Source organism: Streptomyces sp. NBC_00690, from assembly GCF_036226685.1.
Classification (GTDB): domain Bacteria; phylum Actinomycetota; class Actinomycetes; order Streptomycetales; family Streptomycetaceae; genus Streptomyces.
The window spans coordinates 3,023,192-3,042,704 of record NZ_CP109009.1; the positions used below are offsets into that span (position 1 = coordinate 3,023,192).

General features: G+C 68.9%; 13 protein-coding genes. All 13 read right to left on the reverse strand.

The annotated features are described in order from the left end of the window. Positions 1 to 69: 69 nt before the first annotated feature. Entirely contained in the window at positions 70 to 4,194 is a 4,125-nt protein-coding gene (locus tag OID54_RS13330) for an Rne/Rng family ribonuclease (protein ID WP_329018743.1), read from the reverse strand. 277 nt (positions 4,195 to 4,471) lie between these two features. After that, on the reverse strand, positions 4,472 to 5,233 hold the full coding sequence (locus tag OID54_RS13335) for a TIGR03936 family radical SAM-associated protein (RefSeq protein ID WP_329018746.1): 762 nt from the start codon (positions 5,231 to 5,233) through the stop codon (positions 4,472 to 4,474). A 255-nt stretch (positions 5,234 to 5,488) separates the two neighbouring features. Next, on the reverse strand, positions 5,489 to 6,379 hold the full coding sequence (locus OID54_RS13340; RefSeq protein WP_329018749.1) for a hypothetical protein: 891 nt from the start codon (positions 6,377 to 6,379) through the stop codon (positions 5,489 to 5,491). Positions 6,380 to 6,690: 311 nt separating this feature from the next. Next, entirely contained in the window at positions 6,691 to 8,628 is a 1,938-nt protein-coding gene (locus tag OID54_RS13345) for a TIGR03960 family B12-binding radical SAM protein (protein ID WP_329018752.1), read from the reverse strand. A gap of 155 nt (positions 8,629 to 8,783) precedes the next feature. Next, complete coding sequence (locus OID54_RS13350; protein WP_329018755.1) at positions 8,784 to 10,322, reverse strand: CYTH and CHAD domain-containing protein; 1,539 nt, start codon at positions 10,320 to 10,322, stop codon at positions 8,784 to 8,786. Between the two features lie 84 nt (positions 10,323 to 10,406). Next, positions 10,407 to 11,609, reverse strand: coding sequence for a rod shape-determining protein RodA (gene rodA / locus OID54_RS13355; protein WP_329018758.1), 1,203 nt, complete (start codon positions 11,607 to 11,609; stop codon positions 10,407 to 10,409). Positions 11,610 to 11,612: 3 nt separating this feature from the next. Beyond that, positions 11,613 to 13,829: a penicillin-binding protein 2 gene (gene mrdA, locus OID54_RS13360; RefSeq protein ID WP_329018761.1), complete on the reverse strand. Its 2,217-nt coding sequence runs from the start codon at positions 13,827 to 13,829 to the stop codon at positions 11,613 to 11,615. A gap of 22 nt (positions 13,830 to 13,851) precedes the next feature. Then, positions 13,852 to 14,514 (reverse strand): rod shape-determining protein MreD, encoded by a 663-nt coding sequence (mreD, locus tag OID54_RS13365; RefSeq protein ID WP_329018764.1) that lies wholly within the window; start codon positions 14,512 to 14,514, stop codon positions 13,852 to 13,854. A 13-nt stretch (positions 14,515 to 14,527) separates the two neighbouring features. Then, positions 14,528 to 15,658 (reverse strand): rod shape-determining protein MreC, encoded by a 1,131-nt coding sequence (gene mreC, locus OID54_RS13370; protein ID WP_329018766.1) that lies wholly within the window; start codon positions 15,656 to 15,658, stop codon positions 14,528 to 14,530. 143 nt (positions 15,659 to 15,801) lie between these two features. Then, a complete protein-coding gene (locus tag OID54_RS13375; RefSeq protein ID WP_250923579.1) occupies positions 15,802 to 16,821 on the reverse strand; it encodes a rod shape-determining protein in 1,020 nt (339 codons plus the stop codon). A gap of 252 nt (positions 16,822 to 17,073) precedes the next feature. Then, positions 17,074 to 17,487: a nucleoside-diphosphate kinase gene (gene ndk, locus OID54_RS13380; protein ID WP_329018769.1), complete on the reverse strand. Its 414-nt coding sequence runs from the start codon at positions 17,485 to 17,487 to the stop codon at positions 17,074 to 17,076. 146 nt (positions 17,488 to 17,633) lie between these two features. After that, complete coding sequence (locus tag OID54_RS13385) at positions 17,634 to 17,984, reverse strand: DUF4233 domain-containing protein (RefSeq protein WP_329018773.1); 351 nt, start codon at positions 17,982 to 17,984, stop codon at positions 17,634 to 17,636. Between the two features lie 7 nt (positions 17,985 to 17,991). Next, positions 17,992 to 19,506, reverse strand: coding sequence for a bifunctional tetrahydrofolate synthase/dihydrofolate synthase (gene folC, locus OID54_RS13390; RefSeq protein ID WP_329018775.1), 1,515 nt, complete (start codon positions 19,504 to 19,506; stop codon positions 17,992 to 17,994). Between the last annotated feature and the right edge of the window lie 7 nt (positions 19,507 to 19,513).

The following is a 19,513-nucleotide window of genomic DNA, read 5'->3' on the forward strand; positions in this document are numbered from 1 at the left end:
CAAAAGCGTGTCCCATCCCACGGTTCGTGGGATGGGACACGCTTTGTTCACTGAGGGCCTATCAATTGTTCAGCTCTCGGTGGCCGCCGTCACTGACGGGGGCGTCTGCTGCTCGGCCGCGGAAGTCTTCTTCGCACTGGCCTTCTTGGCGGTCGTCTTCTTCGCCGCGGTCTTCTTGGCGGTCGTCTTCTTGACGGCAGCCTTCTTCGCGGTTGCCTTCTTCGCCGTCTTGCGCGCCGCCGTCTTCTTGGCGGGAGCCGCTTCGGCGCCTTCGGCCGCAGCGGCATCGGGCGTGTCGGCGGCCGGTGACGGCGCGTCGGCGCTCTCGGTCGGCTGCGCCGTGACCACCAGGACCGCGGCCTCATCGGCGCCCGAGGGGGAACCGGCCGGAGCGGTGACCTTGCGGGTCACCCGGCGACGGGCCCTCGGCGGTGCGGCCTCGGCGGCCGGCGCCTCGGCGGGATCCGGTGCGGTCACCGCGACCTGCACGGCCGGCTCCACGACGGTGGCCGGCTCCGGCTCGGTCACCGCGGGGGCGCCAGCAGGAGCGGTCGCCTTGCGGGTGGCCCGACGACGGGTGCGACCGACGGGGGCGGCCTCGACGGCCTCGGGCTCGGAGACCGGGGTCTCCTCGGCCGCAGGCTGCGGTTCGGGCTGGGGCTCAGGCTCGGCCGCGGGCTTCGCCCCGGCAGTCGCCCTCGCCTCGCCGGACCGCGGCGCCCCACCGGGAGCCGATGCCCGACGCGTGGCCCGACGACGGCCACGACCGCGCTGGGCCGCTGCCTCCGCCTCGGCGGCGCTGCTGTAGAGGTCCTCGTCCGGTACGAACTCGGGCTCGGCGAGCGGGGTGGGCTCGGCCACCTCCGCGGCGACCTCCGCCTCGGTCTCGACCTGCTCGTCGACAGCGGTCGTGTCGTGCTCGTGGGTGTGCTCGGAGCCGCCACGGCCACGCTTCTTCGAACGCTTGCCGCCACCGCCGCCACCGATGGACGACGGCTGCTCCATGTGCACGATCACACCGCGGCCGTTGCAGTGGACGCAGGTCTCCGAGAAGGACTCCAGCAGACCCTGACCCACGCGCTTACGGGTCATCTGAACCAGGCCCAGCGAGGTGACTTCGGCGACCTGGTGCTTGGTCCGGTCCCGGCCCAAGCACTCCAGGAGTCGACGCATCACCAGGTCACGGTTGGATTCGAGCACCATGTCGATGAAGTCGACGACGACGATGCCACCGAGGTCGCGCAGCCGCAGCTGACGCACGATCTCCTCGGCCGCCTCCAGGTTGTTCCTGGTGACGGTCTCCTCCAGATTGCCGCCCTGGCCGGTGAACTTGCCGGTGTTGACGTCGACCACGATCATGGCCTCGGTCTTGTCGATGACGAGCGAACCGCCGGACGGCAGCCAGACCTTGCGGTCCAGCGCCTTCATCAACTGCTCGTCGATCCGGTAGGTCGCGAAGACGTCGACCTCGCTGGTCCAGCGCTGGAGCCTGTCGACCAGGTCGGGAGCGACGTGCGACACATAGCCGTGGATGGTCTCCCACGCCTCGGCGCCACTGACGATGACCTTCGAGAAGTCCTCGTTGAAGATGTCGCGTACGACGCGGACGGTCATGTCCGGCTCGCCGTACAGCAGTGCGGGGGCGTTGGAGCCGCCACCGCCCTTCGCCTTCTTCTGGATGTCCTCCCACTGCGACTGGAGCCGCTCGACATCACGGCGCAACTCGTCCTCGCTGGCGCCCTCGGCCGCGGTGCGCACGATGACACCGGCGTCCTCAGGGACGATCTTCTTGAGGATGGTCTTCAGCCGGGCGCGCTCGGTGTCGGGCAGCTTGCGGCTGATGCCGGTCATCGACCCCTCGGGGACGTACACCAGATAGCGGCCGGGCAGGGAGACCTGGCTGGTCAACCGGGCGCCCTTGTGACCGATCGGATCCTTCGTCACCTGGACGAGCACGGACTGGCCCGACTTGAGTGCGGCTTCGATGCGGCGCGGGCCGTTGGCCATGCCCAGCGACTCGAAGTTGACCTCGCCGGCGTACAGGACCGCGTTGCGGCCCTTGCCGATGTCGACGAACGCGGCCTCCATGGAGGGCAGCACGTTCTGCACCTTGCCCAGGTAGACGTTGCCGACGTACGACGTGGCCTGTTCCTTGTTGACGTAGTGCTCGACCAGCACGTTGTCCTCAAGGACGCCGATCTGGGTGCGCTCACCGCTCTGGCGGACGACCATGACCCGCTCCACGGCCTCGCGGCGGGCCAGGAACTCGGCCTCGGTGATGATCGGAACACGGCGGCGGCCCTGCTCGCGGCCTTCACGGCGGCGCTGCTTCTTCGCCTCCAGGCGGGTGGAGCCCTTGATGGACTGCACCGCGTCCTGGAAGTCGGACGCGTCATCGCTCTTGGCGCGGGCGGCCCTCGGCTCGCGGACCTTGACGACGGTGCGCTCCGGGTCGCTGGCCCCCGACTCCTCGTCGCTCATGGACTCACCGCTGCGGCGCCGGCGACGACGCCGACGACGGCTGCTGGAGGTGGTGGCGGAGGCACCGGAGTCTTCGTCCGCGTCGTGGCTCTCGTCGCCTTCGTCGCCCTCGTCCGAGGACTCGTTCTCCTCCTGGGCGGGCTCGTCGAACTGCTGCTCGTCCACCTCGCCGTCGGCGTTCTCGCCCCGGCGGCGGCGACGGCCACCACGGCGGCGGCGGCGCGAGGGGCGGTCGCCGGAGTCGTCGTGCTCGTCGTGGTCATCGGCGTCCGAGGCGTCCACCGCTTCGGGCTCGTCCACGCTCTGGGGAACCTCGGCGACCGCGGGGCGCTCCTCGCGCTCGTCCTGCTCGGCGGGCGCGGGCTCTCCCCGGCGCCGACGCCGGCGACGACCGGTGGGTTCGGCGGGGGCGGGGGCGGGGGCAGCCGCAGGGGCGGGAGCGGGAGTGGAAGCGGGAGCCGGGGCGGAAGCCTCCGCCTCGGGGGCCTCCGTCAGCTCCTCTTCCTCGTCCTCGACGTCCAGAGCGGCTGCTGCTGCGGCGGCGGCGGATTCCGGGGTCTGGAACATGGGCTCGGTGAACACGGGCGCCTGGAAGACGGCGACCGCGGGACGGGCTGCACGGCGGGCGCGTCCGCTCTCGTCCGCGCTCTTCGCCGGCTGGGCGGTGAACTCGGGCGAGACGACACCACGGCGGGACCGGCCGCGGGGTGCGCTCTGCTCGGCGGCGGGCGCGGGCTCCTGCGCGGCCTGGGCCGCTGCGGGCTGGGAGGCACCGGTGGTACCGCTCTCGTCCCCGGATGCGGCAGGCGCCTCGGCGGGGGTGGCGCTCTGTCGTGTGGCCCGACGGCGGGTGCGGGGCGCGGGTGCATCCTCAACAGACCCAGCAGCCTCAGCGGGCTGGGCAGCCTCCACCGGGGCAGCGGCCTCCGCCGGGGCGGAGTCAGCCTCAGCGGCTACCGGCGCACCGGCAGGGGCAGAAGCACGACGACGCCGACGCGGCGCAGCAGCCTCCTCCACCTGCTCAACGGGCTCCGCAGCCACGGGTACGGGCTGCTCTTCCACCACGGCCTCGGCCACCACGGGCTCAGGGGTCGAGACCTGGCGGGTGGCACGGCGACGCTTGCGCGGCGCAGCAGCCTCCTCCACCTGCTCGACGGGCTCCGCAGCCACGGGTACGGGCTGCTCTTCGACCACGGCCTCGGCCACGACGGGCTCAGGCGCAGAAACCTTCCGCGTAGCCCGACGCCGAGCACGAGGCGCAGGAGCATCCTCAACAGACCCAGCGGGCTCGGCAGCGGCCTCCACCGAGGCAGCAGCCTCAGCGGCTACCGGCGCACCGGCAGGGGCAGAAGCACGGCGACGCTTGCGCGGCGCAGCAGCCTCCTCCACCTGCTCGACAGGCTCCTCAGCCACGGGTACGGGCTGCTCTTCGACCACGGCCTCGGCCACCACGGGCTCAGGCGCGGAAACCTTCCGCGTAGCCCGACGCCGAGCACGAGGCGCAGGAGCATCCTCAACAGACCCAGCGGGCTCGGCAGCGGCCTCCACCGGGGCGGAATCAGCCTCTGGCGCAGCGGCCACGGCCTCAGCGGCTCCCGGCGGTCCCGCAGGTCGGGACGCAGCGCGGCGCCGACGGCGCGGCGGCAGGGTGTCGCTCGGCGAGTTACGGTCTTCGGTGTTCCCGGCGGTGCCGGGTTCATTGGACTGGTGCATTGCGGGCGGTTCTCCCGTCACGCTCCCGGGCGCCGCGCCTCTTTCCGGTCCGGTCACGGTCCGCACCATGCGCGGTACCGCCGTCCGGGGCGCGTGCGCCGCACGGGAGCTGATGTCTGGCTCGCCGGTTCCGTACGCGATGTACGTACGGCCTGGCGAAAGTCTTCTGGGCTTCGCGCGGCCCGACCCAGGTGGCTCCCGAGTGCCAGGGCTGCGCTACGACGACTGCCTGGATGCGCGGCGGGACCGATGTGGCACGCACGCCGTCGCGGGCCCCCTAGCTGAGCTGGGGGGAGGCTGTCCCGACGACCGTGGGTGGAGCGGCCGGAACTGCCTCGCGGTCGAGCGCGAGCGGGTCGGTCACCGTGCCGGACTCCTCGTCGAAGAGCCCCTGCGCCAGCCTGGTCACCGCTGCGGGGACCGGCGGCGCCAGGTCGGCCACAGCGCGGAGACCGGACAGGACGTCGTCGGGTCGCACGGCAGGCGTTACGTGCCGAACAACCAGGCGCAGTATCGCACAGGGCCCGACCGCCGTCCTATCAGGCTGTGGATGAGCCGTGAGCTGGGCCACTGCGACCCGGGCGTCGAACGTCCGCATCCCGTTCTTCGTTCTGCGCTGGACCTCCACGGTCTGCGCAGCGAGGAAGGCGGCCACGGCCCGCTCCGCATCGGCGACCTCGACCCCTTCGAGCCTCAGTTCCCACACCGAGGCGGTGAGGCGATCGGCGAGGCCCGAGGTGCGTGCTTCCACGGCGTCGGTGATGTCCAGGCCGGGTGGCAGGGACTCATTAAGCAACTCACGCAGGGTGATCGGATCACGGTGCTGGGTGAGGGCGATCTCCAGGTACTCGGCCTCGCTGCCCGTGCCGGTGGGTGCGGCATTGGCGTACGAGACCTTGGGGTGCGGGGTGAAACCAGCCGAGTACGCCATGGGGACCTCGGCACGCCGAAGGGCCCGCTCGAAGGCGCGCTGGAAGTCGCGGTGACTGGTGAACCGGAGGCGGCCACGCTTGGTGTAGCGCAGTCTGATGCGCTGCACCGCAGGTGCGGGCGGCGGGCCTTCGGGCTGTCGCTTGCCCAGGGGTTCTTCTCCTCGCTGCGGGGCGGGCGCGGGTGGCGCGCCAACCCTCGGAATTCGGCTTCCCGTGGGGGCCTGCCCGGCTCACCCCTCCTCGTGGAGGGAGATCTCGGGGCCGGCCGCCGCGCCGGGGACAGTCGTCGTACTACCCAGAGTACGCTTCGCCGGCCCCACCGGTTCCCCACGTTCCGCTACCTGGGACTTCGCCGCGGGCTCTCACCGGCTGTTCCGCCCCCGCGGACGGACGGCTCCACGGACCGACCGCAGGGCCGATCGGGCCGATTGCCACGCCTCCGCGGCGGCGGTGCGAGCCGGGCGCCAGAAGTAGTCGCGCACCAACCGCCCGACCGGGGTGCAGATCGCGCGGTAGAACCAGCCGACGGGCGGCGCGAGAAGGGTGACGTAGATCCAGCGCAGCGCGGCGCCCAGGGCACGGGAGATCCGCCCGGCGATCTTCCAGGCGAAGCCGAGTGCCGAGCCCAGGAGCACGAGGGCCGGGCGCAGGACATACCGCCAGAGCAGGGCGAGCGGTGGGACGATCACATGCTGGACCAGCCAGACGCACGGACGTCCGACCAGATGGACGAGGCACCAGAGCAATCCCGCCCAACAGGTGCGCAGCAGCCAGCTGCTGCCTCGGCCGATCGGTGTGAGCACCCAGGTGTAGATCCACTGGAGCGGGATGATCAGCGCGTACCGCAGGAGGGGCACGGAGAGGCGGCCGAGCCGGGTGAGGACCTCGCGGTAGAGCCAAATGAGGGGTGCCGCGATGCCGTAGGTGGCCAGGGGAACCAGCAGATAGCGCCAGAGGCCGACCCAGGGCCAGACGAAGACCAGTTTGGTCAGGACCACGAGCACCCATATGAGTGCGCGGCCCAACGGTGCCAGTACGTGCTCGCCGAGCCAGCGCAGCGCGGGCCGCAGGGGCTCCAGCAGATGTCGACGCACTCCCCTGCCGAGCGCCGCCATCAGGTCCACCAACAGCCGGATCGGAACGACGACGACCAGCACCACGATCCGCACGGGCAGGCGCACTGCGGCGCTGAGACAGCCGTCGTTACGCGGACCTTCGGCGGGTCTCCCCGACGTATCGGATATGCCACTCATGAGGACTGATGCATCTGTGTGCTCCTGGGACCGGGGTGGGCGGGGATCTCGGGCGGTGCGCCTCGGCTCAAGGCGGCCGAAGGCCCGGTCACGGAGGTGATCTCCATGACCGGGCCTCGGACGGACGCTCTTGAAGACGAGGTGTTCGCACCACTCGGTTCCGATCGCCGATCTTCCGCCCAGGAGCGGGAAGCGACGCGCCTGCTCTCAGTTTTGCGTGCCGAGTGCCCCATGGACCTCGGCGCGCTCCGTGCCTGTTGTGCCGGCGAGCGTCGCAGCCGTCCTGCGGATCGGATCGCCGCTGGTCAGGGCTATTTCTTGACCGTCAGCGGAAGCAGCTTCTTGCCCGTCGGTCCGATCTGGATGTCCAGGTCGAGCTGCGGGCAGACCCCGCAGTCGAAACACGGTGTCCAGCGGCAGTCCTCGACCTCGGTCTCGTCCAGGGCGTCCTGCCAGTCCTCCCAGAGCCAGTCCTTGTCCAGCCCGGAGTCCAGGTGGTCCCAGGGCAGGACCTCCTCGTAGGTGCGCTCCCTCGTGGTGTACCAGTCGACGTCCACCCCGAACTCGGGCAGCGCCTTGTCCGCGCAGGCCATCCAGCGGTCGTACGAGAAGTGCTCGCGCCAGCCGTCGAACCGTCCGCCGTCCTCGTAGACGGCGCGGATGACGGATCCGATCCTGCGGTCGCCGCGGGAGAGCAGGCCCTCCACGATGCCGGGCTTGCCGTCGTGGTAGCGGAAGCCGATGGAGCGGCCGTACTTCTTGTCGCCGCGGATCTTGTCGCGCAGCTTCTCCAGCCGGGCGTCGGTCTCCTCGGCGCTGAGCTGTGGAGCCCACTGGAAGGGGGTGTGCGGCTTGGGGACGAAGCCGCCGATGGAGACCGTGCAGCGAATGTCGTGGGAGCCGGAGACCTCCCGGCCCTTGGCGATGACGTTGACCGCCATATCGCCGATCTGGAGGACGTCCTCGTCGGTCTCGGTGGGCAGGCCGCACATGAAGTACAGCTTCACCTGCCGCCAGCCGTTGCCGTAGGCGGTGGAGACGGTGCGGATGAGGTCCTCTTCCGAGACCATCTTGTTGATGACCTTACGCAGCCGCTCGGAGCCGCCTTCGGGGGCGAAGGTGAGTCCGGAGCGCCGCCCGTTGCGGGTCAGTTCGTTGGCGAGGTCGACGTTGAAGGCGTCGACGCGGGTCGAGGGGAGGGACAGACCGATCTTGTCCTCCTCGTACCGGTCGGCGAGGCCCTTGGCGATATCGCCGATCTCGGAGTGGTCGGCGCTGGAGAGCGAGAGCAGACCCACCTCTTCGAACCCGGTCGCCTTGAGACCCTTCTCCACCATCTCGCCGATGCCGGTGATGCTTCGCTCCCGCACGGGACGCGTGATCATGCCGGCCTGGCAGAAGCGGCAGCCGCGGGTGCAGCCGCGGAAGATCTCGACGGACATCCGCTCGTGGACGGTCTCCGCGAGGGGCACCAACGGCTGCTTGGGGTAGGGCCATTCGTCGAGGTCCATGACGGTGTGCTTGGACACGCGCCAGGGCACGCCCGACTTGTTGGGGACCACACGACCGATACGGCCGTCGGGCAGGTACTCCACGTCGTAGAAGGCGGGCACATAGACACCGCCGGTCCTGGCGAGCCGGAACAGGACCTCCTCGCGACCGCCGGGGCGACCCTCCGCCTTCCAGGCGCGGATGATCGCGGTCATGTCGAGGACCGCCTGCTCGCCGTCCCCGATGACGGCGCAGTCGATGAACTCCGCGATCGGCTCGGGGTTGAAGGCGGCGTGGCCACCGGCGAGGACGATCGGGTCGTCCAGTCCGCGGTCCTTCGCCTCCAGCGGGATCCCGGCGAGGTCGAGGGCGGTGAGCATGTTGGTGTAGCCGAGTTCGGTGGAGAAGCTGAGCCCGAAGACGTCGAACGCCTTGACCGGGCGGTGGCTGTCCACGGTGAACTGCGGTACGCCGTGCTCCCGCATCAGCGCTTCCAGGTCGGGCCAGACGCTGTAGGTGCGCTCGGCCAGTACGCCCTCGCGCTCGTTCAGCACCTCATAGAGGATCATGACGCCCTGGTTGGGCAGTCCGACCTCGTAGGCGTCGGGGTACATCAGAGCCCATGTGACGTCACAGCTCTCCCACTCCTTGACGGTCGAGTTGAGCTCACCGCCGACGTACTGGATGGGCTTCTGCACATGCGGGAGTAGAGCTTCGAGCTGGGGAAACACCGACGCAGCAGACTCAGCAGCAGACATCTCTGGACTTTCGTGGGCTGGCAGGGGGCGACTCTCTAGCGTAACGGCTTGGCGAGGGGCGCCCGCACGGCTCGATCAGGGCGCAGACCGGGCCCCACCGGTGTTCTGGCGCCCGGATCGGGGATGGTGCGGCGATCGAAGGACGGCTCTGCTGCTCACCCGTCCAGAACCCCGCCCAACTGTTCGGGCGCCGCCTTCGCCCACACCTCGGGCAGTTTCCGCTCCAATTCGGCCGCGGCCCACTCCTCACGCCCGTACAGCAGCCCCCAGGCGAAGGCGGACTCACCCGCCGCATGGGCCTGGATCGCCAGGTTCCGCAGGGCCTCACGGGCCACCACGCTGTCCTGGTGGTCCCCGAGAACGGTCTGGACGGCCTTCATCCTCTTGGCGAAGCGCTTGGCCGGCTTGCCCAGCGCCGACTTCGCCGCCTCTCCCGCATAGCGGGCACGCTTGGCCGCCTTGCGGGCCTCGTGGAGGGCGAGGTCGCGTTCGTCCCCCGCGGGCAGCTCAAGGGCGTGGGTGATCCGGTCCGCCAACCGCCCGTAGTCCTTCGCCATGGCCTTAGGCAGCGCCTCCTCGGGGGGCTTTGCGGCAGCCCCCAGCAGGGGAGGTTCGGCCAACAGCGCTTCCAGCGTCGCCAGCAGCGCGAGGTAGCGCTTGTTGTCGAGGGCCGTGAGCGCCTTGCGGCGCGAGCCCGCACCGTGCGCCGCGGTGTAGATGCGCAACCGCCCCCGGACCGGCCCCAGCAGCAGGGTGCGGGGAATCTCGGCAATCCCCGCCCGCAGCCGCTCGGTGAGTACCTCCTGGTCACGGGCGACGCCCAGTTCGCCGGCCAACCACTTCAGCTCTTCGCCGATGGGGTCGGTGACGGTCCGGTCCAACACCTTGCGGAAGGAGCGGAAGGCGCTGCGCAGCCTGCGGGTCGCGACCCGCATCTGATGGACCGCATCGGGCAGGTCACGCCGTACACCGGGGTCGTACGCCAACAGGGCCACGACCTGTTCCCGCAGGTAGACGAGGATGTGATCACCCGCGGTCTGCGGCTCGGCCGATCGCTCGGCACCCGTGTCGAGTGCGGCACGAGGGGCGGCAAGACCGGTTTCATCGAGTGCGCGGGCGAGTTTGGAGGGCGAGTCGGCCGCTCGGATGCCCGCCTTGGTCAGCTTCTGTTCGACCGCGTCCAGGATCGCCGGGTCGGCGTCGTCGGCAAGCTCCACCTCGATCTCGTCCCAGGCGGCGGTTCGGCCCTCGCCGTCGTCGAGGCGTTCCGCACGGACCGCGTCCCGACTCAGTTCGGCCAGCGGATTCCCGTCCGCGTCGGTCAGCACCTGGATCCGTCGTGTGGATCGCAGCCGCACGACGGGGACGAGGTCGGCGCCGCGCACACGGGCCCGTACCAGGGCGGCGAGGCTCCGTGGCAGCTCGTCGGACAGGGGTGCGCCGATCTCGTCGCGGACACCGGGGGCGACGGGGAGTTTGAGGTGCCAGCCGGCGTCGCTGCCACCTGTTCTGCGCCGCAGGGTGATGGAAGCCGCGGCGAGCCGTAGCTCGGCCGTGTCGTAGTAGACCGCGTCGAGCTCCGCGGTGCCGTGGTCGACGACGGCCGAGACTCCGACCACTTTGCTGAGTTTCGGGAGCTTGGTCTCGGGAGTGGCTTCGTACTTCCGCTCGATCTCGCGCTTGGTGTCCGCCATGAAAAGAATCTAGTTCGCCCGGGCCCGGTGCGGCAGCCCACACCGGGCACTATTTGCTCGGACGGTCGACCCGGCGGTGTTCGCTCAGGCCGTTATCGGTCGCTGGACCCGGATGGATTGCAGCAGTCCGATCGCGACCCAGACGGCGAACATCGACGAGCCTCCGTAGGAGACGAAGGGCAGTGGCAGTCCGGCCACCGGCATGATGCCGAGGGTCATGCCGATGTTCTCGAAGGACTGGAAGGCAAACCAGGCGATGATGCCGGCAGCGACGACCGTCCCGTAGAGCTCCGTGGTTTCCCGGGCGATGCGGCAGGCCCGCCACAGGACCACCCCGAGCAGGACCAGGATCAGTCCGGCACCGAGGAAGCCCAACTCCTCCCCTGCGACGGTGAAGACGAAGTCGGTCTGCTGCTCCGGCACGAACTGGCCCGTGGTCTGCGAACCCTTGAAGAGTCCGGTGCCCACCAAGCCGCCGGAGCCGATGGCGATCCGCGCCTGATTGGTGTTGTAGCCGACGCCGGCGGGGTCGAGTTCCGGGTTGGCGAAAGCGGCGAAGCGGTTGATCTGGTACTCGTCCAGCAGACCCAGCGCTGCAACCAGGAACGCGCCCGCCGCCGCGCTGCCGATCAGCCCCAGGATCCACCGGTTGGAGGCACCGGACGCCATCAGCACGCCCAGCACGATCACGGCCATCACCATGACGGACCCGAGGTCCGGCATCAGCATGATGATCGCCATCGGCAGGGCGGCGAGGCCCAGCGACTTGGCGACCGTGCGGTGGTCGGGGTGGAGTTGGTCGCCCGCATCCACCCGGGCGGCGAGCAGCATCGCCATCCCGATGATGATGGTGATCTTGGTGAATTCGGAGGGCTGGATGGAGAACCCGCCGCCGATGACGATCCAGGCGTGTGCGCCGTTGATGGTCGCGCCCAGGGGCGTCAGGACCAGCAGGATCAGCAGCACTGAGAGCCCGTACAGCACCGGGACCGCACCGCGCAGGGTGCGGTGTCCGAGCCAGATGGTGGCGATCATCAGCGCAAAGCCGATGCCGGTGTTCAGCAGATGGCGGAAGAGGAAGTAGTAGGGATCGCCCTGGTTGAGTTCGGTACGGCCGCGAGTGGCCGACCAGACCAGCAGCGCCCCGATGCCGGAGAGTGCGAGCGCGGAGAGCAGCAGCGGCCAGTCGAGACGGCGCACCACGGAGTCGCGGGCGGACATCTGGGACCAGAGTCCGTCGCGCTGCGGTCCGTATCCGGAGACGGAGAAGCCATGGGAGCCGGCCATGTCTCAGTCCCTCCGCGCGGGTGAACCCGCGAGCAGTTGACCGTCCCGGCGGCTGTCGCCGGACGGCGGCGCGCCGGCGACGATCTGCTGGTTCGGGTCGATCGGCTTGCGCGGCTTGTACGGCTTGATCGACGGGGCGTCGATGGTGCCGTCGGCCTGGATCTTGGGCAGGGACGCGAGCGGCTTGGGCATCAGGGCGCGCTTGAGGTCCTGGGTGCCCTTCTCGTCGAGTCCGTACATCGCCTCGTATATCTTCCGCACGGCCGGCCCGGAGGCGCCGGATCCCGTACCACCCTGGGAGATCGTCATCACGATCGTGTAGTCGTCGGTGTAGGAGGCGAACCAGGAGGTCGTCTGCTTGCCGTAGACCTCCGCGGTGCCGGTCTTGGCGTGCATCGGGATCTTGTCCTGGGGCCAACCGCCGAATCGCCAGGCGGCGGAACCGGAGGTGACGACTCCCGCGAGGGCATCGTTTATCTGCCGGTTCGTCTTCTTGTTCATCGGGAGCTTGCCGTGCGTCTGCGGCTTGATCTCCTGGATGGACTTGCCGTCGGCACTCACGATGGCCTTGCCGACGGTGGGGTTGTAGAGCTTGCCGCCGTTGGAGATCGCGGCGTAGATCGTGGCCATCTGGATGGGGGTGACGAGGATGTCGCCCTGCCCGATGGAGTAGTTGACGGAGTCACCCGCACGCATCCGGTTGCCTTCGAGGCAGTTCTCGTACGCGATGCGCTCCAACTCGCTGCCGTCCCGCTTGCCGCTCTTGCACCAGCCGGACTTGTTGACCTCCCAGAAGTCCTGCTTCCACTGGCGGTCGGGGATCCGGCCCTGGACCTCGTTGGGCAGGTCGACACCGGTCTCCTTGCCGAGGCCGAACTGGTGGGCCGTCTTGTAGAACCAGTCCTTCGGCTTCTTCTTCGGCGTGATGCCGCCGTCCTTGAGCCATTCGCGATGCGCAAGGCCGTAGTAGACGGTGTCGCAGGAGACTTCGAGGGCCCGCCCCAGGTTGATGGAGCCGTACCCCTTGGACTCGAAGTTCTTGAACTCCCGGCCGCCGAAGGACAGGGACGAGGGGCAGGGGTAGTTGCCGGTGAAGGAGTAGCCGGCGTTGACCGCCGCGGTCGAGGAAATGACCTTGAAGATGGAGCCGGGGGCCGCCTGCCCCTGGATCGCCCGGTTCAGCAGCGGGTAGTTGGAATCCTTGCTGGTGAGCTTGTTGTAATCCTTGGCGGAGATGCCGCCCACCCAGGCATTGGGGTCGTAGGTGGGCTGGGAGGCCATGGAGATGATGCGGCCCGTCTTGTTCTCCATCACCACGACCGCACCGGCGTCGGCCTTGTAGTTCTTGCCGGTGTTGTTCTTGTCGATCTCCTTGCGGGCGGCCTTCATGGCCCCGTTCAGTTCGTACTCCGCGACGGCCTGCACACGGGCGTCGATGGAGGTGACGAGGTTGGCGCCGGGCTGGGCCTCGTCGCGGTCGGCCTCGCCGATGACCCGGCCGAGGTTGTCGACCTCGTAGCGGGTGACTCCGGCCTTGCCGCGCAGCGCCTTGTCGTAGGTGCGCTCCAGGCCGGAGCGTCCTACCTGGTCCGAGCGGAGGAACGGGGAGTCGGTGTCCTTGGCCTTTTGGATCTCGTCGTCGGTGACCGGCGAGAGGTAGCCCAGTACCTGGGCGGTGTTGGACTTGCCCGGCGCGGTGTAGCGGCGCACGGCGGTCGGCTCGGCGGTGATGCCGGGGAAGTCCTCGGCGCGCTCGCGGATCTGAAGGGCCTGCTGGGTCGTCGCCTCGTCGGTGACGGGGATGGGCTGGTACGGCGAGCCGTTCCAACAGGGTTGGGGGGTCTTGGCGTCACAGAGCCGGACCTTGTCCTGGACTTCCTTGGGCTGCATGCCGAGGACGCCCGCGAGCCGGGCGAGGACGGCCTGGCCGTCATCCTTTATCTTCATCAGCTCGGTGCGGGAGGCGGAGACGACCAGACGGGTTTCATTGTCGGCGAGCGGGACCCCGCGGGCGTCGAGGATGGCACCGCGGACGGCGGGTTGGACGACCCGCTGCACGCCGTTGTTCTTCGCCTCGTCCGTGTACTCCTGGCCATTGCGGATCTGGAGGTACCAGAGCCGCCCGCCGAGGGTGAACAGCAGCGAGAAGACCAGTACCTGGATGACGACGAGTCGGATCTGGACCCTGGGGGTCCGCCCGGTCTCCGGGATGTTGCTCATGATGCGAGTGCCCCCTTCTGGATCACAGTCGCTTGACGCCCTTGATGCGGCCCGCTCGGGCGGCTCTGGTGCGCGCGGTCTTCATCCGCAGGCCGCCGCGCTGGCTGCCGATGCGCAGTCCGGTGCCGGAGGAGAGCCAGCCGGAAGCGACGTCGCCGCCGCTCTGGCTCTCGGCGAGCGGATCGTTCTCGGTGCGCCGGGCCAGGGCCATGATGAGCGGCACGGTGAACGGCGCGAGGAGTAGGTCGTAGACGGCCGCGGTGAACAGCAGGCTGACCAGGCCCACATGGCGGGCCGCGGTGTCCCCGACGAGGGCTCCGACCCCTGCGTACAGCAGGGTGGAGCCGATGGCTGCGCCCACCACGACCAGCATGGGTACGGTCGCGGACTTCAACTTGCCGTTCTCGGGACGAGCGAGCCCCGCGAGATAGCCGATCACACACAGGACCAGGGCGTATCGCCCGGCCGCGTGGTCGGCAGGCGGGGCGAGGTCGGCGAGGAGGCCGGCGCCGAAGCCGATGAAGGCGCCCGCGGTGTGCCCGTAGACCAGGGCCAGCCCGAGGACGACGAGCAGCAGCAGATCGGGAACCGCTCCCGGCAGTTGCAGCCGGGCGAGGACGGAGACCTGGATGACGAGCGCGACCACGACGAGGGTCGTCGAAAGAAGCATCCGGTTGAGACGCATGACGGATCAGCTCCTACTGCTGGTCGTTCTGGCCGTCGCCCTGGGCTTGGCCGTCAGTACGGCCGGTGCCCTGCGTCTGCCCGTTGTTCACGCCGTTCTGGTCGTTCTGAACGCTGTTCTGGTCGTTCTGAGGGGTGTTCTGGTCGTCCTGGATGCTGTCGGTCCGGTCAGTCTGGGGCTCCGTCTGATCGTCGCCCTGTGCGTTGTTCTGGGCGTCGCCCTGTGCGTCGTTCTGCCCGGGATTGACCGTGACGGTGACGGTGGGCGTGGGCTTGGGCGCGGCGGGCTTCGGCGGCAGGACGGTGTCGCGCGGGTCCGTGCGCGGCGCCTGCACCACCACACCCACGATGTCGAGCTTGCTGAAACCGACGTACGGATTCACATAGATGGTCCGGGTGAGGTCGCCGCCCGACGGGTCGACCCGTACGACCTCACCGATGGGCACACCGGGCACGAACGGCTTGGACGCCTGGGAGCCGAAGGTGACCAGGCGGTCGCCCTTCTTCACCTTCGCCTTGCCGTTCAGGAGCTGGACGGCGAGCGGGCGGTCGCCCTGTCCGGTGGCGAAACCGAGTTCGTCCGTCTTCTCCATGCGGGTGCCGACGGTGAAGTCGGGGTCGTTGGCCAGCAGTACGGTCGCCGTGTGCGGGCCGACCGTGGTGACGCGGCCGACGAGACCGTCGCCATTGAGCACGGTCATGTCGCGCTGGATGCCCTCACGCGAACCGATGTCGATGGTGACGGTCCAGGAGAAGCCCTGGGCCGCTCCTATGGCGATGACCTCAGCGCCCTTGATCCCGTACTGGCCGGCACCGGCCTTCTTCAGCATCTTGTCCAGCTCGCGGGCCCGGCTGCGGTTGCGGTCGTCGCTGCCGAGGCGCGCCTTCAGTTCTGCGTTCTCACGCTCCAGGGCGCTGATGCGGTCGTGCCGCCGCCCCGAGTCGCGTACGGCCCCGATGGCGTTGCCGACCGGGTCGACGGCTGCCGCGACCCCGTTCTCCACCGGTCCGAAGACGCCGGCGGCGGCCTGCCGGGCGCCGTCGACGGGTGAGTCCTCGCCCCCGCGGATGTCCACCGTGATCAAAGCGAACGCGATGGCGATCAGCAGCACCAGGAGCAGCCGGCTCTCTCGTGTGTCCCTCACGTGCGGCGGCCGTGCCTTCCTCGTAGGAATGTGAGTGTCTGTATATCAACGATCAGCTGCACGGGACGGCAGGCACCCATACAGGCGGTCCCCCGGGGTCCTTCCGGACCCCAGGGGAAGATCGTGCCCCCCACGTAGACGAGCTATCGGCGCGGCTGCGCGTCCAGCACCTGCTGGAGCGCCTCGAACTCCTCCACGCACTTGCCGGAGCCGAGCGCCACCGAGTCCAGCGGGTTTTCCGCGATGTGGATGGGCATGCCGGTCTCGCGGCGCAGACGCTCGTCGAGACCGCGCAACAGCGCACCGCCGCCCGTGAGGACGATGCCCCGGTCCATCACATCACCCGACAACTCGGGCGGGCACTTGTCGAGCGTCGTCTTGACCGCGTCGACGATCGCATTGACGGGTTCTTCGATCGCCTTGCGCACTTCGGTCGCCGAGATGACCACGGTCTTCGGCAACCCGGAAACGAGATCGCGACCGCGAATCTCGGTGTGCTCGTCCTGGTCGAGGTCATAGGCCGAACCAATAGTGATCTTGATGTTCTCGGCGGTCCGCTCACCGAGCAGAAGTGAATACTCCTTCTTGATGTGCTGGATGATCGCATTGTCCAGTTCATCGCCCGCCACGCGGATGGACTGCGCGGTGACGATGCCGCCGAGCGAGATCACCGCCACTTCGGTGGTGCCGCCGCCGATGTCGACGACCATGTTGCCGGTGGCTTCATGGACGGGGAGTCCGGAACCGATGGCCGCGGCCATGGGCTCCTCGATGATGTGCACCTGACGGGCACCCGCCTGCGTCGACGCCTCGATGACCGCACGGCGCTCGACACCCGTGATGCCGGACGGCACACAGACGACGACACGCGGGCGAGCGAGGTACCGACGCTTGTGGATCTTCAGGATGAAGTAGCGGAGCATCCGCTCGGTGATCTCGAAGTCGGCGATGACGCCGTCCTTCAGCGGTCGGACGGCAACGATGTTGCCCGGTGTCCGACCGATCATCTTCTTCGCCTCAGCGCCGACCGCGAGGATGCCGCCCGTGTTGGTGTTGATGGCGACGACGGACGGCTCGTTGAGGACGATCCCCTTGCCCCTGACGTACACCAGCGTGTTGGCGGTCCCGAGGTCGACAGCCATATCACGGCCGATGAACGACATGTTGTTCCCCATGAGGATGCGTCTGGCCTTCCCAAATCGAAGCGTTGACTGCTTTTCAGGATGGCGAGGTGGGTGCTGTGGCGTGAGGCTCCATCGTAATGCCGCCTCCACGGACACGGCGCGGTGGTCCACCTCTATATAGGTGACGAGGTGTCGCAGCGATCCGTTCCCGCATTGCGTTCGCATATACCGAAGGGCGACCGAATTCCTTCGGTCGCCCCAGGTCATGAGCGCTGTTTGGCTGACGACAAGTCAGGAAAGCCCCGGAAAGAAAATCTTCAGTTCCCGAATGGCGGACTCCTCGGAGTCCGATGCGTGGATCAGGTTCTCACGGACGATAGTGCCAAAGTCACCACGGATGGAACCGGGCGGCGCCGCAATCGGGTCCGTCGGGCCCGCGAGTTGCCGTACGCCCTCGATAACCCGCTCGCCCTCGACCACCAGCGCGACCACCGGGCCGGACGCCATGAATTCGACCAGAGGCTCATAGAACGGACGTCCCACGTGCTCGGCGTAGTGCTGCTCCAGGATCTCCCGGTCCAGCGTCCGCAACTCCAACGCGGCGATCGTCCAGCCGGCCTTGGCCTCGATGCGGCCGATGATCTCGCCGACCAGTTTCCGCCTGACCGCATCCGGCTTGAGCAGGACGAGAGTGCGCTGGGTCATGGTGTGAGGCTCCTTGCAGGCATACATGTGCGGTGGTGTGAGGTTACAGGGGGCCACCGGAGTGATGTCACCGGGACCTGATTACCGATCAGGCAGTGCAGCGACGAACGAAACCCGCGGACCGTGACCGCGGCGCAGTCGGGGCGCTACGAAGCCTCCGGCTGCCCCTGCTGCGCTGCCCAGCGCGCCTTCACCTCGTCGATCTTCCGCCCGTAGTGGACCGACGCCCACCACAGACCCCCGAAGCACGCGCCCAGGAAGAACATCAACGGAACGACGAAGCCGCTGAGGACCAGACCCACCTGGAGCGCCCAGCCCAACTGCACCCCGAGCGGGCGACCGAGCATCCCGCACAGCAACAAGGACAGGGCCATGGCCACACCACAGACCGTCCACACCGTGGCCATGGACAGATCCGGATCCTTCATCGCCACCAGACCCGCGAACCCGAGAAGAAAGAATTCACCGATCAGAGTGGACGCGCAGAGCATACGCATCAGATGTCTAGCCCTTCCCGAACAGCAGCCGGGCCTCGCCGACCGTGATCACCGAACCGGTCACCAGAATCCCGGCTCCGGCGTACTCGGCCTCTTCCTCCGCCAGGGTGACGGCGGCCTCCAGTGCCTCGTCGAGCCGCGGCTCGACCACGACCCGCTCGTCCCCGAACACCTCCACAGCCACCGCTGCCAAAGCGTCCGCGTCCATCGCACGGTGGCTGGAGTTCTGGGTGACGACGACCTCTGCGAACACCGGCTCGAACGCCTCCAGGAAGCCCCGTACGTCCTTGTCAGCGCTCGCGCCCACCACACCGATCAACCGTGAGAAGCCGAATGCCTCCGTGATCGCCTCTGCGGTCGCACGGGCACCGGCCGGGTTATGCGCCGCGTCGAGCACCACCGTGGGGCTACGCCGGACGATCTCCAGCCGACCGGGTGACGACACAGCCGCGAACGCCTTGCGGACCGCATCCACGTCCAGCGTCCGGGCATGCTGCGAACCGATGCCGAAGAACGCCTCCACCGCGGCGAGCGCCACCGCCGCGTTGTGCGCCTGGTGCGCCCCGTGCAGCGGGAGGAACACATCCGAATAGTCCCCGCCGAGGCCGCGCAGGGTCAGCAACTGACCGCCGACCGCGACCTCCCGGGCCGAAACACCGAACTCCATGCCCTCCCGGGCGACCGTGGCATCGACCTCCACGGCCTTCTTCAGCATCACCTGGGCCGCATCGACCGGCTGCTGCGCCAGGATCACCGTGGCGCCCTGCTTGATGACCCCGGACTTCTCCACGGCGATCTCGGCGTGCGTACCGCCCAATCGGTCCGTGTGGTCCAGGTCGATGGGGGTGATCACGGCCACGGAGGCGTCGATCACATTGGTCGCGTCCCACTCGCCGCCCATGCCGACCTCGACGACCGCCACGTCCACGGGCGCATCGGCGAAGGCGGCGTACGCCATCCCCGTCAGCACCTCGAAGAAGGAGAGGCGAAACTCCTGGGAGGCGTCGACCATCTCCACATAGGGCTTGATGTCCTCGTACGTGGAGATGAAGCGCTCCGCGTCGATGGGCGCGCCGTCCAGGCTGATCCGCTCGGTGATCGACTGCACATGGGGCGAGGTGTAGCGGCCCGTACGCAGCTCGAACTCACAGAACAGGGCCTCGATCATCCGGGCCGTCGACGTCTTGCCGTTGGTGCCCGTGATGTGGACGGACGGGTACGCCCGCTGGGGCTCACCAAGCAGGTCCATCAGCGCAGCGATCCGGGCAACGGACGGCTCCAGCTTGGTCTCACCCCAACGGGTGGCCAGATCCGCCTCCACCGCGCGAAGCGCCTTGTCCACCTCCGGGTCAGCGGGCCGCGATGGCACCGCATCGGCCTGCGGGAAATCGGCACGGGTGCGCAGCGTGCGGCTCCCGGCCTCGATCACCGCCAAGTCAGGGTCGCGGTCGGTCTCCGCCTCGACGATCTCGTCGAACGGGTCGGGCTCGCCTGCGTCGGCGTCATGCGGGTGCTCGCTCACGGGTCCA

Bases quoted from the DNA above. Each gene is read 5' to 3' on its own strand.
- OID54_RS13350 (WP_329018755.1), bottom strand. From the start codon at position 10,322: ATGGCGGACACCAAGCGCGAGATCGAGCGGAAGTACGAAGCCACTCCC.
- rodA (WP_329018758.1), bottom strand. From the start codon at position 11,609: ATGGCCGGCTCCCATGGCTTCTCCGTCTCCGGATACGGACCGCAGCGC.
- OID54_RS13345 (WP_329018752.1), bottom strand. From the start codon at position 8,628: ATGTCTGCTGCTGAGTCTGCTGCGTCGGTGTTTCCCCAGCTCGAAGCT.
- OID54_RS13385 (WP_329018773.1), bottom strand. From the start codon at position 17,984: ATGCGTATGCTCTGCGCGTCCACTCTGATCGGTGAATTCTTTCTTCTC.
- OID54_RS13330 (WP_329018743.1), bottom strand. From the start codon at position 4,194: ATGCACCAGTCCAATGAACCCGGCACCGCCGGGAACACCGAAGACCGT.
- OID54_RS13340 (WP_329018749.1), bottom strand. From the start codon at position 6,379: ATGAGTGGCATATCCGATACGTCGGGGAGACCCGCCGAAGGTCCGCGT.
- mrdA (WP_329018761.1), bottom strand. From the start codon at position 13,829: ATGAGCAACATCCCGGAGACCGGGCGGACCCCCAGGGTCCAGATCCGA.
- mreD (WP_329018764.1), bottom strand. From the start codon at position 14,514: ATGCGTCTCAACCGGATGCTTCTTTCGACGACCCTCGTCGTGGTCGCG.
- OID54_RS13375 (WP_250923579.1), bottom strand. From the start codon at position 16,821: ATGTCGTTCATCGGCCGTGATATGGCTGTCGACCTCGGGACCGCCAAC.
- ndk (WP_329018769.1), bottom strand. From the start codon at position 17,487: ATGACCCAGCGCACTCTCGTCCTGCTCAAGCCGGATGCGGTCAGGCGG.